16 protein-coding genes and 1 pseudogene are annotated in these 15,272 nt (G+C 35.3%); 12 read left to right on the top strand and 5 right to left on the bottom strand.

What is annotated here, in order from left to right; genetic code table 11:
• Positions 1–810, top strand: coding sequence for an MFS transporter (locus tag IV57_RS13480; RefSeq protein ID WP_338025668.1), 810 nt, complete (start codon positions 1–3; stop codon positions 808–810).
• A gap of 388 nt (positions 811–1,198) precedes the next feature.
• Positions 1,199–1,399 (top strand): annotated as a pseudogene (locus tag IV57_RS13375) (helix-turn-helix domain-containing protein); the annotation flags it as partial.
• 493 nt (positions 1,400–1,892) lie between these two features.
• Here the strand turns inward: IV57_RS13375 and IV57_RS08550 are convergent.
• Both IV57_RS08550 and IV57_RS08545 read right to left on the bottom strand, forming a co-directional pair.
• Positions 1,893–2,204, bottom strand: coding sequence for a bacteriocin immunity protein (locus IV57_RS08550; protein WP_057881106.1), 312 nt, complete (start codon positions 2,202–2,204; stop codon positions 1,893–1,895).
• Positions 2,205–2,296: 92 nt separating this feature from the next.
• On the bottom strand, positions 2,297–3,169 hold the full coding sequence (locus IV57_RS08545) for a LysR family transcriptional regulator (RefSeq protein ID WP_057881105.1): 873 nt from the start codon (positions 3,167–3,169) through the stop codon (positions 2,297–2,299).
• A 120-nt stretch (positions 3,170–3,289) separates the two neighbouring features.
• Between IV57_RS08545 and IV57_RS08540 the strand changes: the two genes are divergently transcribed.
• The 5 genes from IV57_RS08540 (at position 3,290) to IV57_RS08520 (ending at position 7,572) form a co-directional block, all read left to right on the top strand.
• The gene (locus tag IV57_RS08540; RefSeq protein WP_057881104.1) at positions 3,290–3,835 is read left to right on the top strand and encodes a DapH/DapD/GlmU-related protein; all 546 of its coding nucleotides are present in this window, start codon (positions 3,290–3,292) and stop codon (positions 3,833–3,835) included.
• On the top strand, positions 3,836–4,585 hold the full coding sequence (locus IV57_RS08535) for an SDR family oxidoreductase (RefSeq protein WP_057881103.1): 750 nt from the start codon (positions 3,836–3,838) through the stop codon (positions 4,583–4,585).
• Positions 4,586–4,629: 44 nt separating this feature from the next.
• Positions 4,630–5,496, top strand: coding sequence for an aldo/keto reductase (locus IV57_RS08530; RefSeq protein WP_057881102.1), 867 nt, complete (start codon positions 4,630–4,632; stop codon positions 5,494–5,496).
• A gap of 598 nt (positions 5,497–6,094) precedes the next feature.
• On the top strand, positions 6,095–6,604 hold the full coding sequence (locus tag IV57_RS08525; protein WP_057881101.1) for a DUF2798 domain-containing protein: 510 nt from the start codon (positions 6,095–6,097) through the stop codon (positions 6,602–6,604).
• A 299-nt stretch (positions 6,605–6,903) separates the two neighbouring features.
• On the top strand, positions 6,904–7,572 hold the full coding sequence (locus tag IV57_RS08520; protein ID WP_057881100.1) for an SDR family NAD(P)-dependent oxidoreductase: 669 nt from the start codon (positions 6,904–6,906) through the stop codon (positions 7,570–7,572).
• 41 nt (positions 7,573–7,613) lie between these two features.
• Here IV57_RS08520 and IV57_RS08515 read toward each other — a convergent pair whose 3' ends face one another.
• A complete protein-coding gene (locus IV57_RS08515; protein ID WP_057881099.1) occupies positions 7,614–8,165 on the bottom strand; it encodes a plasmid pRiA4b ORF-3 family protein in 552 nt (183 codons plus the stop codon).
• Between the two features lie 76 nt (positions 8,166–8,241).
• On the bottom strand, positions 8,242–8,700 hold the full coding sequence (locus tag IV57_RS08510) for a nitroreductase family protein (protein WP_057881098.1): 459 nt from the start codon (positions 8,698–8,700) through the stop codon (positions 8,242–8,244).
• Between the two features lie 157 nt (positions 8,701–8,857).
• Between IV57_RS08510 and IV57_RS08505 the strand changes: the two genes are divergently transcribed.
• From IV57_RS08505 to IV57_RS08490, 4 genes are all read left to right on the top strand, one after another.
• Positions 8,858–9,091 carry a cytochrome b5 domain-containing protein gene (locus tag IV57_RS08505; protein ID WP_057881097.1) on the top strand — a complete coding sequence of 78 codons (234 nt, stop codon included), beginning with the start codon at positions 8,858–8,860 and terminating at the stop codon, positions 9,089–9,091.
• Between the two features lie 57 nt (positions 9,092–9,148).
• Positions 9,149–9,463 (top strand): nucleoside triphosphate pyrophosphohydrolase family protein, encoded by a 315-nt coding sequence (locus tag IV57_RS08500; protein WP_057881096.1) that lies wholly within the window; start codon positions 9,149–9,151, stop codon positions 9,461–9,463.
• Positions 9,464–9,742: 279 nt separating this feature from the next.
• The gene (locus tag IV57_RS08495) at positions 9,743–10,225 is read left to right on the top strand and encodes a flavodoxin (protein WP_057881095.1); all 483 of its coding nucleotides are present in this window, start codon (positions 9,743–9,745) and stop codon (positions 10,223–10,225) included.
• Positions 10,226–10,246: 21 nt separating this feature from the next.
• Complete coding sequence (locus IV57_RS08490) at positions 10,247–11,287, top strand: zinc-dependent alcohol dehydrogenase family protein (protein WP_057881094.1); 1,041 nt, start codon at positions 10,247–10,249, stop codon at positions 11,285–11,287.
• Between the two features lie 147 nt (positions 11,288–11,434).
• Here IV57_RS08490 and IV57_RS08485 read toward each other — a convergent pair whose 3' ends face one another.
• Positions 11,435–11,650: a hypothetical protein gene (locus IV57_RS08485; RefSeq protein WP_057881093.1), complete on the bottom strand. Its 216-nt coding sequence runs from the start codon at positions 11,648–11,650 to the stop codon at positions 11,435–11,437.
• A 236-nt stretch (positions 11,651–11,886) separates the two neighbouring features.
• On the opposite strand from IV57_RS08485, the gene IV57_RS08480 reads away from it, so the two are divergent.
• The gene (locus tag IV57_RS08480) at positions 11,887–15,258 is read left to right on the top strand and encodes an L-type lectin family protein (protein ID WP_057881092.1); all 3,372 of its coding nucleotides are present in this window, start codon (positions 11,887–11,889) and stop codon (positions 15,256–15,258) included.
• The last annotated feature ends 14 nt before the right edge of the window (positions 15,259–15,272 follow it).

The raw sequence follows: 15,272 nt of genomic DNA, 5'->3' as shown, positions 1-15,272 counted from the left end.
ATGTTATTGTTGTCAATGAAGTATCTAAAATCTGAAAAAACTTATGCTAAAAAAATTGATATTGTGGGAACCATTTTATCAGTCGTGGGAGTTTCAGCCTTGGTTTATAGTATTGATGGAACAAAATATCGCATGCTTTCACTAATAGTGGCCATTGTCGGTTTGATCCTCTTTGTTTTATATGAAGGACGTACCAAAGAGCCGATTATGCCGCTATCTTTATTTAAAGATAAAGAACGTAGCTATGCCTATATTGCTAGATTCCTTTTCATGGGATTTGCGTTGTCATATTTCTTTTTGACACCATTAGCAATGCAAAGAGTTTATGGATTCAGTCCGTTAGAATCAGCTCTGGGATTCTTACCTGAAACGATTCCACAATTTTTCATGGCGGCTGTTGAAACCAGACTTTCAACTAAAATAAGCAATTCCAAATTATTGATGATTGGGATGTTATTTACCGTTGCAGGTACTGCTGCCACAGCGATTATTGGGATTCAAACTGGTTACCTGTGGGCAATTGCTTTGCCAATGGTCCTAATAGGAATTGGACAGGCATTTTCACTCAGTCCATTGACAGTTGCAGGAGTTGCTAACACGACCCCTAAAATGACCGGTTCTGCTTCTGGAGTAGTTAATACCGTTCATCAAATTGGTGGATCAGTTGGTTTGTCGATTGTGGTAGCGATGGTCAGTCAATATTCTAATCCAGCAATATCTTATAATCATGCCATGATTTGGATTACTGGGTTGATAACCTTATCAATGTTGTTCTCATTTGGTATTTTTAAAATAAGCAAAAAATCTTAAAAACCATCTCCGTAAATTATTAATGGAGATGGTTTTTTAATGTCTTACAAAATTATTGTGAAACAATAATAAAATATCGATTTACACATATTAGAGCATGCAGTACAATATGAATTAAGGGGTGATTAATATGAAATATTTAACTAATTTTATTTTAAAGGCCTTATCAGTTCTGACAATTATTGGTCAAGTTATATTTTCTTTAGGTGGAATCGGAGTCATTTTTACTAATGGACGCGGTCGATAAATCAGTGATGTTTTCGCTAACTCATGGTCTCAAATTGGAATCTATGTTATATTCATGGCGATTCTCTATACAATTTATTTAGTTTTCAAATATGGTGTTGAACTACAAGAAGATTCAAATACAGTGATTTAGGTGATGTAAATGGTTAAAGTTAACCTTGATTTAATAATGGTAAAACGTGGTATCTCCTCAAAAGATTTGGCAAAGAAGATTGGAATAACACCAGCTAATTTATCGATTTTAAAAACTGGTAAGGCTAAAGGAATTCGTTTCGCAACTTTGGATAAAATTTGTGAAGTCTTAGATTGTCAACCGGGAGATATTCTTGAATATTCTAGGGAAGGGACGAGTCAAATGAGTAAAGCTGAAGAGGAACAAATTTATTTAGAAAATAAAAAGACATTAATGGATTTGATAAATGTGGCCTATAACGAAGTTAAAGACCCTAAATTTAGTAATTTTAGAGTGCAATTGATGCAATCTTATAAGGCACTAGATAATGACGATGACTACATTAAAATTATGCTTGATTTAAGAACCAATATTTTACAAGCTGACTTATCTTTGAATTTAAAGACTCGTATTTCAGGCTTGCCGGTTGAATATGGTGAGATATTTAATTTTATCGAACCACAGTTGAAGAAGATTGATTCCCAAGTTTTGGATCAATATAACCGTTATGGTTTTGTACCGCTTAGATATGGCAGTACCGTTAAATATTTTGATTAATATGAGATAGAATTTAAAATGAAGAAAAATAAGAGCCAGGATTGTAACTTTCACAATCTAGACTCTTATTTTGGTTGATTTATAATTTAGCAAACATAATTGAAACCTAGAAAAATTGAATTCTTAAATCCCCAACACCATTAGCAATCCATTTATAGCTGCCAGCTCGAGACAATCCAATTAACCGAGTGTAATCGGCACTAAAATCATCGCCGAAGTAGATTTTTTTGCTTAAAACAAATAGATTTATACCATTAACAGTCTTGGCTGCTACCACTTGGGGAGCCATACCTTTGTTAAGAGCTAAGGCAGCCTTCATTAGCACTCCTAATATATCAGAATCATCGCTGCCTGTTTTAACAATGTTATACATTGAATCTATTAGCTGAAATACTTCGTTTTTTATATTATCGGTCATATAATCACGCCCTTAGTATTGATAGTATAGTTCAGATTTTAATTGATTTAATAGAATTCTAGGAATAAATCAGACTATATGATTAAAAATAACTAAATATTCTTCTGGAGTGTTTCCAAAAATATTTTATCGACATCAGGTAAATTACGACTTTTACTCCAAATAAGGGTATTAGGATCAGTCAGCTCCGGAGTTAATGGTCGAAAAACTAAACCGCTTTCTTCTGAAGTATCAGCCAAAGCTTCATAAGTTAAGGCGATACAAGCGCCAGTTTTGACTAACAAACCAGCGTTGTAAAAGAGATTATAAGTTCCAATCAGATTAAATTGTTCGAATAGTCCCTTACTCCAAGTTTGAAAAATCTTTCGTTGAGCTGATTGACGTGAGGTTATTAGCGGACGACCAATTAAGTCACGGGGATGGATCTGGTCATGTTTAGCCAAGGGCTCATCCGCCCTCATAACGACACCCCAGCGGTTCTGGTCAGGTAACTTCAAAGAATGATAGTTGCTCAATTCTTTGTGTCCCATAATAATGCCAAATTCCAGAATCCCACTGTTGAGTTCAGATTGAATGGTATCTGAATCGCCACTGTGAAAGTTAACTCTGATATCAGGGTATTTATGTAATAGTTGTTGAATAGTATCCATGACAACGTTGAGAGCAATACTTTCACCGGCTCCAATATCCAAAGTACCACTGATGACATCTTGTTTCTGAAGATTATAGGTTGTTTTATCAACTAAACCGATAATTTCTTGAGCACGCTCTAATAGGTAATAGCCATCTTGAGTCAGTTGCAGCTGTCTTTTTCCACGAATAAATAATTTAGTCCCCAATCTATCTTCCAGATCAGCGATTTGGCGTGATAATGCTGGTTGAGAAACATGCAATAAGATAGCTGCATGGGAAATGTTTAATTCCTGAGCAATGACAACGAAATAACGTAAGAATCTAATATCCATAGTGATGATTCTCCTATCATAATAAAAATTTATAGTAAGCGATGTTTTATAAGTATTTAACATTATAATAACCAGCCCGTATACTAAATTCAATTAGTAATTCAGAAACGAGGTCACAATTTGAAATCACAATTGAATTTAGGCACAGAAGCTTACCAACAAGTTGATGAAATAAATGCCGTTAATCAAAAATTGGTTCAGGAATTAAATAATGGGATTCACTCTCAAACAGAAGTTAGAGAAATCATTAGTCAGATCACAGACGAAAAAATCGATTCATCAACTGAAATCAGATTGCCATTTCATACTGATTTTGGACGTAACTTACATATTGGTAAAAATGTTTTTATCAATAGTAATGTAATGTTTACCGATTTAGGCGGGATTTATCTAGGTGATAATGTCCTGATTGGGCCAAATGTCACGATCGCTTCAGTCAATCATCGGATAGAACCGAGTCAACGTCGTCATTTGAATTTACAGTCGGTCTGTATTCACGACAATGCTTGGATTGCAGCCAATGTCACCATAACTCCGGGAGTAGTTGTTGGGGAAAATGCTATCGTCGCAGCTGGAGCGGTAGTGACACACAATGTTCCAGATAACACGATAGTTGCTGGTGTACCAGCTCGAGTCATTAAAACAATAAAAAATGAGGATAAATAAATGAGTTTAAAAGATAAAGTAGTTGTAATTATGGGAGCTTCAAGTGGTATCGGTGCCGCTACTGCTAAATTATTAGCTGAAAAAGGTGCTAAATTGACTATCTCAGCCCGTCGAATGAATCGTTTGGAAGAAATCCAAAAGAGCAACGTTGGTGCTGATATTTTGGCAGTTGAAGCTGATGTATCCAAAGCCGATGAAGTTCAGAATGTCATTGATAAAACGATGGAAAAATATGGTCGCGTTGATGTTATGTTCAATAATGCGGGTATTATGCCAGTTAATAATCTTTCAGAAGTGGCTCGTCAAGAATGGAATCAAATGTTAGATGTTAATGTTAAAGGTGTTTTGAACGGGATTGCTTCAGTCTTGCCAATTATGAGAGAACAAAAAAGTGGTCATGTGATCACTACCTCATCAGTTTTAGGATATGAGTTATTACCCGGATTTGCCACTTATTCAGGAACTAAATTTGCGGTCAGAGCTATTATGGAAGGACTTCGTCAAGAAGAGCGGGGCAATAATATCAAGACGACCATTCTGGCGCCAGGAACAGTTAATACTGAATTGGTTGACTCCATTAATAATGATGAAGTTCGTGAAGGTTTAAAAGCAGCTAGAAAACAACCAGGTGCTGAAATGATGGGAATGGATCCGGAAGAAATTGCCTCAGCTGTTGCTTTTGTAATCGATACACCAGCTAATATGGCCGTTAACGAAATGATAATTCGTCCTACAGGACAAGAGATATAATCAACATCTATAATGGATGTGATTAGAATTTGAGGAGGATATTTATGTCAGTTTATGATGAAACTTTTACAATGAATAATGGAATCAAAATCCCTAAGTTAGCGCTTGGTGTTTGGGAAATTCCTGACAATAAAGTAGCTACGGCCGTTGAAGATGCAGTTAAAGTTGGTTATCGTCATATCGATACTGCTCAAGCTTATGGCAATGAACGTGGTGTTGGTGAGGGTGTGCGTAAAGCCGATGTTTCACGTGAAAATATTTTTGTTAATTCCAAGGTTGCTGCTGAAATTAAAAATTATGATGAAGCTAAAAAATCGATTGATGATACTTTAAGCAAGATGGGTTTGGATTATTTGGATATGATGATTATTCATAATCCTCAACCTTGGGCTGAAGTTAACCAATCCAAAGATCGTCATTTTGAAGGCAATTTGGAAACTTGGCGTGCAATGGAAGATGCCGTCAAAGCTGGTAAGTTAAAGACTATTGGTGTTTCTAGTTTTGAAAAAGAAGATTTGGACAACTTGATCAAGAATAGTGATACCAAACCAGCTGTCAACCAAATCCAAATCCATATTGGTGAGACCCCCATGGATCTTATTAAATATTCACAAGACAATGGCATTGTTGTCGAAGCCTTTTCACCAATTGCTCACGGTGCTGCGATGAACAATGAAGTTATTAAGAAGATGGCTGCCAAATATAATGTCAGTGTGCCTCAATTGTGCATTCGTTTTGATTGGCAATTAAATGTAGTCGTTTTGCCTAAGACTGGAAATATTGATCATATGAAATCTAATGCCGACATCGATTTTGAAATTTCAGCTGAAGATATGAGAAGTTTAGCTGCTTTAGATAAAATGGATTATGGTGATGCTAGTTTGTATCCTGTTTTTGGCGGAAAAATGTAATCGCTATATAAAATGTAATCAAATTGTAACTTATGAATAAAATTTTAACGTGATATATTGAAACTCTGTGATTAAGAATGATCTTTCTTAGTTTTGTTGTTTTTTTGCCGCCTTCCGAAAGAATTAAAATTCGACTGGAACGTGTTGGGCGCGACTTGGAGCTTTTTGTCTTCGACGAAAGTCTTCAAGCTCGGCCTTGTTCTAAGCGGGTTCCCCACTAAGAACAATTTCAACACTGAGCCGATTTTTATTCTTGCTCCAGGCTAGTGTATTTGTTGGTTGAGATTTATTGATGAATAGAGATTATTATTAAATCTATTAAACGTAGGAAAATATTATTATTTTTCAACCAAAAACAAAAGAAACAAAGACCTAGCTCGGAGTAAAGAAGAAAAAATGGCTCAATAGCGAGATTTTACTTATTCGACCGGTTTTGTCGGATTAGTAAAAGGCCAAGCTTGAAGGCTCTTGAAAAGAGGCTCCAAGTTGTGCCCTGCTATGTTCCAGCCAACTTTTTTCTTCCTTGCGGAGAGTGGCATTCTTAAACAACTAAACAAAACATAAGAAAGATTCAAAATATAGGAGAGTATATAAATATATGCCACGTAATTTAAAAGAAGAAGTAGTATTCACTGCCATTATGGCCGGATTGATGGTGCTTGTAATGACAGGCTATAATGTCGCTATGGCACAAGGTTTGAGTGCAGGATTAGTTTTGGCAATTTTAAAGGCCTATCCACTTGGCCTTGGAGTAGCCATTGTATTGGATCTATTAGTTGTTGGACCAATTGCTAAAGGATTGGCTTTCAAATATATTATCAATGATTATATGAAGAAAAATGTTGTTTTAATCGGAATCACAATTTCAGTTTTGATGGTTCTAGGAATGGTAACTTTGATGTCATTCTTCGGAATTGCTGTCGAAGGTAAATTAGCTGGAGGACATATCTTAGCTACTTACGGTCATACTTGGATTTTTAACTTGATAGTTGCTTTACCATTGCAATTGTTGATTGTTGGACCAATTGCTCGTGGAGTTTTAGGTAAAATGCAAAAAGTCGCAGCAGTTAAAAATGAAGAAACAGAAACAATCGAAGAAGAAGTTTAAAAATTATTTATTTGCTACAAATAAAAATGACAGCAACTGGTTCTTGAGTTTACTGTCATTTTTTGTTGCAAAATTTTAATAGTCTGGAGTAAAAATGATCCAAAATTTATTTATCAAGGTGCAAGCTTTTGTTAAAGATGATAAGGATACCAAAGTTCATTTGATCGATGGCAGTCACTTTGTTTTGGAAGCACATTGGTAAGAAATTGGACAGTTGATTCTTAATAAATGGGCTTAATGATTTCAAATTCTAAACCGAACCGTGTAGCATAAGCGATAGATAGTTTAGGAGGTTAAGTATGTCGACAATTGTGATTGGATCAGATAATGGAGTGGGATTCGAAGTGGCCAAACTCTATGGTCAAAAAGGTCAGCGGATAATTTTAGTTTCAAGAAATCAAGCTATGCTGGACATGGCAACTAAAGAATTAATTAGTCAAAATATTTCGACAACAAATTATGTCTGTGATGTAAATGATTTTGAAGCAGTGACCAAAATGATGACAGAGATAGCTGCCAAAGATGATGGATTGACTCATTTAGTTTTCAATGTTGGTAATAAACATTTGGATGATCCATTAGCAAGTAATGCTGATTTGATCAATGATATTTTTAAGACCAATGTTTTGAGTGCCATCGTTTCATCAAAAGCCTTCATCAAACAAACTAATCCCAAATTGAAACGTTCAATTATTTTTACAGGTGGCGGAGCAGCTATTTGTCCATCGGCAAAAGCTTCAACATTATCTTTAACCAAAGCCGCTTTGCGTAGTTATGCGTATACTTTGCATGAACAAGTGGCTAGTCAGGATATTTTTGTTGGACTAGTGACTATCCAAGGATTGATAGGGAGTTCTGTTGAAATGGCGCCAGCAAAGATTGCCCAAAGTTATTGGAAACTATTAATGCAACGAGATAAAACTGAAGCATTTTATCCAGAAAATGTTTCTGGGTCAGAATTTAAATAAAAGAAACTGGAATCCCTTTGATTAAGAGATTCCAGTTTCTTTTATTCTTTAAAATGATCTTGCAGTCCAATATCGTCGGCAATGATCATCTGTTCACCAGCACGGGCCCACAGTTCAAACATCTGATTGATATTTTTGTGGTTGTAGGGAATGGTGATTTGTTCAGGATCTTCACCGAATTCATCACGAGTTCCACCGCTACCTAAGGTACAACTTGGTAAAGGCTGGTTTTGTAATTCGTCAAAAGTTAAAGTACGTTTTAATGTGATTTGATGACGCCAGTCGGCTCCGAAATCATAAGTATAAGTTACAGAATCATTGACCAGGTCTTGATATGGATAATATTCATTAGCTGCTAGAGGACGTGTATTGTAATAATCTTCTAGTTCATCAACATAATCTAGATATTCAATATCTGTATGTTTGGGCATGAATGAATATAGATGTGAATTTTTCCAGCCAAAAGCTAACTGGATTAAGACATGCAGTTGATCATAACGCAAGGTGATAGGAACGATAAGTTTTCGCCAAGATGATGGTTTGTAATCCAGTAATTTGACAGTTATTTCCATTGCAACGATTGGTTTATCCATAATATTTTCTCCATATAAAAAACTATTCTGCATTATTTTATATGAAATGATGCAGAATAGCGATTAATGATGGCAATTATTTAACAAAATTCGTTTTAAATTTGTCTAAAGGAATTTCTCTGTGAGTGAATTTTTCAGTTGTTTGACCAAGCGTTATGGCAAAGATTGGTTGGAAGGCATCAGGAACAACACCAACAGGAATTGAACCGAGGCAAGCCATATTATAATTAGCACCAAGTCCTTGGTTTTCAGCTTCTAATTCCATACCGTGAACGATTGTTCCAGCTGAATTTCCGGCCATAACATTGTCATCTGTGGATGAAACGACGATAACAGTTGGAGCACCATAGATCCCAGTCAATTGTGATAAAATTTCTGGTTTTTGAATAACGGTTAGACGATAGTTTTCAAATTCATTCATGCCAGCTGATCCCGCATTGGCGGCAATCAAAATATTATTTAATTGCTCGTCAGTGATCTGTCCGGAATACTCGCGAATTGCTTTACGTGATTGAATCATTTCAAAAGTTTCCATACTATTAAAACCTCCATGATTTTGACTATGGTTAAATCATAATCCTTTTTGTATGCGGTTGCATTATTAATTTAAAAGCATTAAAGGCGAATCTTTTTGATGAAACGTGTCATAATTAACTTGTTATAAGAAAAATTATACGAAAGAGGTTATTAATATGGCAGACAAGCAAATTACTCTTGAGGAATTGAAGGAATATAACGGCGAAAATGGCAAACCAGCTTATGTCGCAATTGATGGTATCGTTTATGATGTGACTGACGTTGAACCTTGGGCTGATGGTAAGCACCATGGTAACGTGGCGGGAAAAGATTTGTCAGAAGCAATTAAAAAATCACCAAATAAGCACTCAGTTTTAGCAAAATTAACTGAAGTTGGAAAATTAAAATAGATTAGTAAAAACATAGTCATTATTACGATGTCTATGTTTTTTTATGGAGGAATTATTATGGACATCAATGAATTAACAGACCGTTCACGTAAAATTAGAGAGAAATATCATCGCTTAGAGTTAAAACAAGATGGTCATGCTTGGACACCAGAGCAGGATGCATTGGCTTTTTTGACAGATGCCGGTCTAGTTGGACGTTTGATAATGGCGCAAGAGGGTAGCTGGCCAACCGATTCAAATGATCCAACTTTGGAGTATAAAATTGCTGAATCTATCTGGTGGTTAAGTTCTTTGGCCGATAGTCAATCGATAGATTTAGAATCAGCTATGGATAAATTCCTTAAATCACGTGAAGAACATTTGGATGATTAGTAAATAGTTGAGTAATTGGTTATTTCTGTCATTTTAATCAATAAGTAAAACTTATCAATTGCCGTTGCCATTAGAATTGATTGGGAAAGTTTTTGCTTGTAAGATAGTATTTGTAAGTTAAGAAAAGATAGTTATGGAATAAATATGGCATGTTTTTGGATTCACAGATACTTGAAATAATGGAAGAAAAATTTAGCCAAGTATAAATTTGAAATCGATTTATTTTCTTAAATAAATGTTTCAGTTGGTGAATAATAATTAAATAGAGGAGTTAGTAATATGTCAGAAAAAACATTGATTGTTTATTATTCTTGGTCAGGAACAACAACCAGAATGGCAAAATTATTACAAAAGATTACTGAAAGCAAACTTGAAGAAATAAAAGTTAGTGCTGATACGTTTTCAAATGATATGAATAAAACTTCTGAGATTGCTAATCAACAAATAGCATCAGGTGATTTACCAGAAGTTAATAAAATTTCTAAATTGGATGATTATGATTTAATTTTAGTTGGTAGTCCAGTTTGGAGTGGACAGGTAGCAACACCGATTCGTTCATTTTTGAAACAAGTAGGTGATTTTAATGGAAAAATTGCTCAATTTCACACGAGTGCCGGTAGCGATGACAAGTATGAAGCTGATTTTGAAAAATTGTTGAATGGCTTGAAAGTTAACCCCGGATTAGGAATGACTTCTGGTGATTTGAGTAATGAGAAGTCGGCCACGGCCAAATTATCAAACTGGATTCAGGAACTAAATTAAAATTTGAGGAGATAGTAAATTATGAAAGCAGCAACTTTTATTGAACCAGGTAAGATGGAAATCAGAGAATATGACAAACCAGAAATTCAAAAACCCACTGATGCCATTATTAGAATTATCCGGGCTTGTGTTTGTGGTTCCGATTTGTGGTGGTATCGTGGAATTTCTGAACGTGAATCTGGATCAACTGTGGGTCATGAAGCAATTGGTGTGATTGAATCCGTTGGATCTGAAGTTAAAGATGTTAAAGTTGGTGACTTTGTAATTGCTCCGTTTACTCATGGTTGTGGCCACTGTGCGGCTTGTTTGGCTGGTTTTGATGGTGACTGTTTGAACAAAGAAGCTGGTGGCAATGGTGGTTATCAAGGTGAATATTTGAGATTTACCAATGCTAACTGGGCTTTGGTAAAGATTCCTGGTCAGCCTGAAGATTATTCTGATGAAATGTTAAATAATTTTTTGGCCTTGGCTGATGTAATGGCAACTGGATTCCACGCTGCAACTAGTGCTGAAGTTAAATCGAATGACACTGTCGTTGTTATGGGTGATGGTGCAGTCGGTTTAAGTGGAGTTATCTCTGCCAAATTGCTTGGTGCCAAACGAATTATTGCCATGAGTCGTCACGAAGATAGACAAAAATTAGCCAAAGAATTTGGGGCAACAGATATCATTGCTGAACGTGGTGATGAGGCGGTTGCTAAAGTTATGGAACTAACAGGAACAGGTGCAGATGCGGTACTTGAATGTGTTGGAACCGAACAATCGGTTGATACGGCTATTAAAGTCGGACGTCCCGGTGCAGTTGTTGGTCGTGTTGGCGTACCTCAAAAAGCAGAAATGAATACTAATAACTTATTCTGGAAAAATACCGGTCTTCGTGGCGGGATTGCTTCAGTTACAACTGATGATAAAAATATCTTATTAGATTCTGCTTTAAAAGGCGAAATCAATCCTGGCAAGGTCTTTACTAAGAGATTTAAGTTAGACGAAATCCAAGCTGCTTATGAAGCAATGGATAAACGTGAAGCTATTAAATCATTATTGATTGTTAGTGATAAATAGGAGAGAATTATGGCTAATGTTCATCAGTTCAATGAGAATTTCATGTTACAACCATATCGTAAAGCGGCAGATGTATTGGTGATGAAACACTTTATGCACACAATAGTATAGGTTTGAATACCAAATAAAAAGTAGTCTCGTGAGAGGCTACTTTTTATTTGGACTAATTAAATGATAGTATAGGAAATCTATTAAAGATAAAACAAGTGTAATGGTAAATAACCAACCGAAAGGTCCTTGTGGACGATTGTAGGCAACAATTGGTGTCAGTGACCACCAACCACTAGTTAATCCGGCGATGATAAAAATCGCAATAATAACGATCCATAATAAAATAAGTAATAATCTCAATTTTTTTCTCATTATAAATTCCCCTATAAACAATATTAACTGATTATCTCAGTCAATACTGGCTTTTACTAATTTTTAGAAAAATTCGTAATTTGATTAGTAGGTATTTGAGATATAAATAATAAAATACTCAACAATTAATAAAAATCTTATACAAACATGAATTAATTTCTTATAAATTACCTTGTAAAATATTTATACTAAAGATTTTAAAACACTTTAAATCCACTTGCCAAGAGGTGAATTTTATGAAAATAAAAAAGATATATAATGCAATCTTCATGTTGATTTTATTTCCTCTTTTACTTATTTTAGGATCAACAATCACTGTTAAAGCGGCTCCGAGTACGGCTGAAGTTTATGCCAATACGCCGGCGGGGATGGATTTGAGCACAACGATTTTGGATAAGATATCTAATTTCAGTGGTAAAACATCTTCAGTAACTAATGATGCTAAGTTTATTTATCAAGGAGAACAAAACAATACCACTGATATTATGCAGATGACCAGTGATATTTCCAAAACTCAATTGAGTTCATTTTGGGGTAATTATGATACTAATTACTTTGATTTAACTAAGAACCAAACAGTTTCTGCTTGGATCTATATGGGAAATGCGTATGACAAGACACCCGATGGAATGGCTTTTGTTTTACAAAATGATGCCAAAAAAGATGATGCCATTGCCCGTAATAGTGCAGGTCAACCAACTGGTGGTGAAACATTAGGCGTTTGGGGTGCCAACAAAGCTCCAGACCTTACTAGTAGTACATATAATCTTCAAAATGGGGCGATTCAGAATAGTTTTGCGTTAGAATTTGATTCATTAAAGAATGGTACGATGGGATCTAGTAGTTATGTTCATGATGATTATTTTGATGGAGGTTTGGATAGTAATGGTTCAGAATTTGTTAAAGGACAACATTTAGCTTGGAACTATCCAGGAGAAGCAATCTATACTGCAAATCAATTTAGATATTCGTTTCTTAATTTATCAACTGGATATGCCTATCAAATGGATCACAGCAAAGGTCATGTTTTAGCGCCTAATGCGACAGTAGCGGGATATAATCAGGATTCTACCGTGAAATCATCGTGGAAACATTTTGTTTTTAACTATAAAAAACCGGCAACGGGTTCAACTAAAGCCCATTTTGGATATATTTTTAATGACAAATATTATGATGGGACGGGAAAAGATTTCAACGATTGGGATAAATCTAGAGAAGATATTGAAATTGATATCAGCAAACTAAATTCGACCAATGGTAAGGTTCGTTGGGGATTCACAGCTGGCAATGGTTCAACTAAAGCCACTGCTCAAACAACAGCTATCATTATCGAGAAGATGCCAGCAATTGCAAACGTTGAAGCTACGACAGGACTTTATGATGTAACTCAGGATCGAACAGTTGATGATTTAGATAAAGCCAATTCAGTCGTTCAAACTAAGCCAACTAGTGCTTATCGTGTTGGTAATAATGATGATCTACGTTTTGACTACACGCTGAATTACACTTCAGGTAATAGTGGTACAGGTGACATTACAACCGTGATGAATTTACCGAAGAATGTTGATTTTACGAAGAATAGCGATGGTAATATTGGGCAAATTATTTATAGCGATAAGACAGTTCCGATTACAACTGATAATTTGTCAGCAGATAAAACTAGTTTGAATTTGACGTTAACATCAATGGACACAACTAATAGTAATGTCAAAATTCAATTATTTGGTAAAGCCATTTCCGATGGTAGCAGTAAAGATTTTACAATTGTCGATAAAGCTCATACCTCCTATCGAAGTGATTATTTCACAGATGATTCGATGACGAACAAATTTGCTATCAACAATGATTCGCTAAATATTACACCGACGGGGACTTTATCCTCAGAAGTTAAATTAGGAGATACCGTAACTTTACCAGGAAATATTACTTATGCTAAGGGAACTCAGTTTAATGACTTGGGTTTAACTTTCCAAACGAAAATAGATGGTAAAAAGCAAGACAATGGAATTCTTTCCACGACTGCTGGTATGACATCAGTGCCTTACGAATTGGATTATTTGGCCAATGATTTAGGTGTTGGTGAACATACAATTGAAATTTTAGCGACAGATTCATTTAACCGTTCATCTAATGTAGTAACTTATAAAATTACGGTAACGGATAAAAGCAAGCTGCTTTTGTCAGCAGAGAAGACTGATATGGTGATTGAAAAATCCGTTGATAGTTACCTGCAAGGACAGATCACATACGAAAATGGTAGTGACCTCGATGCCACTAAGATTAAATATTATCTATCCCTTGATGATGAAGACTATTCAAAAAATTCTGTAACAACTGGATCAGGTACTAAAATTGATTTAAATCATAAGTTGGCTGCTAATACATTAACTATTGGCAATCATACAGCTAAAATTTATGTCAGTGATGGCAGTCAAGAATCCGAAACAATAACTTATAAAATTAAGGTTATTGATCAGGGAATAACTTTTATACCCAAAGATAGGGAAATTACGGTACATGATAATCAACCAGTCAAGTTAACTGGAACCTATGATTATTTGGCAGCAACTGATTTGGAACACAAGGGGACTATCATAGTAAATGCAAAAATCAAAAATCAATCGGATAGCGATTTTGCGAATCTGTCTTCTGTGACGATTACTGATGAGGGTTCAATTTCATACGAAGTTACACCAATAGCCAGCAGTCAAAAGGCTACCGAAACTTTGGGAGAATACTTGGCACGTGTTCCGGATGCTAAAGGATTGAAAGTTGGTAAAAATGAAATTCAATTAACTTTGACTAAGGATAATTTTCATTCGAAAACAGTCACGTATATTGTCAATGTACCTGACATCACACCTAAGATAACGACGGAAAAGGAAAATATCAGTCTAGGTGGGACACAATCACAAGTTTCTTTTGCGGATACTTATGAGTACCAAGATGATACAGATTATGAATTGAATTCAGAAGACCTACACGGTGTGGCCGTAGTGGAGAACGTTGGAACTAAAGCTTTTATTAATGCTAAACCAACTGAAACTACTAAGACTCCGACAGTATTAAATACAACGTTACAGTTGAAGAATGATTTAGGAATTACCAGTAATACTGGGTCATATAAAGTCCCAATGTATTTTACCGATCCGTATGGTCGTAAAACTAATACGATAGATTATACAGTTAGTTTTCTGGACAAGATTTTAGAATTAGATACTGATAACTATGAATTTTCGGATATTCCATACGATTCCAAAAGTGGAGATTACATTCAACGCAAGAATAAACATTGGAAATTGGCAGTTAATAGTTACAAATCCCAATGGACTTTGACGGCTAAAACTAATGGGATGTTCCACAATACTGATAATGAGAAATTTAATGGTGGGATGACCTTTGTCAATAATGGAATTGCCACAGCCCTGTCTAACAATGAAATATCGATTGCCTCAGGTAACAGTAAGGATTCTGATACCAACGTTGTGACTGATATTGGTGGGAATTGGAATTCTGATGATGGAATTTTGTTAAAAAATAATGGCTTTAATTTATCCGGTGGTTACACTGGGACAATTGAATGGACTTTAAAAGATACACCGCAATAAAAATAACCTTCATT

The sequence above is a fragment of the Companilactobacillus kimchiensis genome (assembly GCF_001438805.1).
GTDB lineage: Bacteria > Bacillota > Bacilli > Lactobacillales > Lactobacillaceae > Companilactobacillus > Companilactobacillus kimchiensis.
Note: the sequence above shows the minus strand (reverse complement) of the source record. Positions and strands in the feature narration are given on the sequence as shown.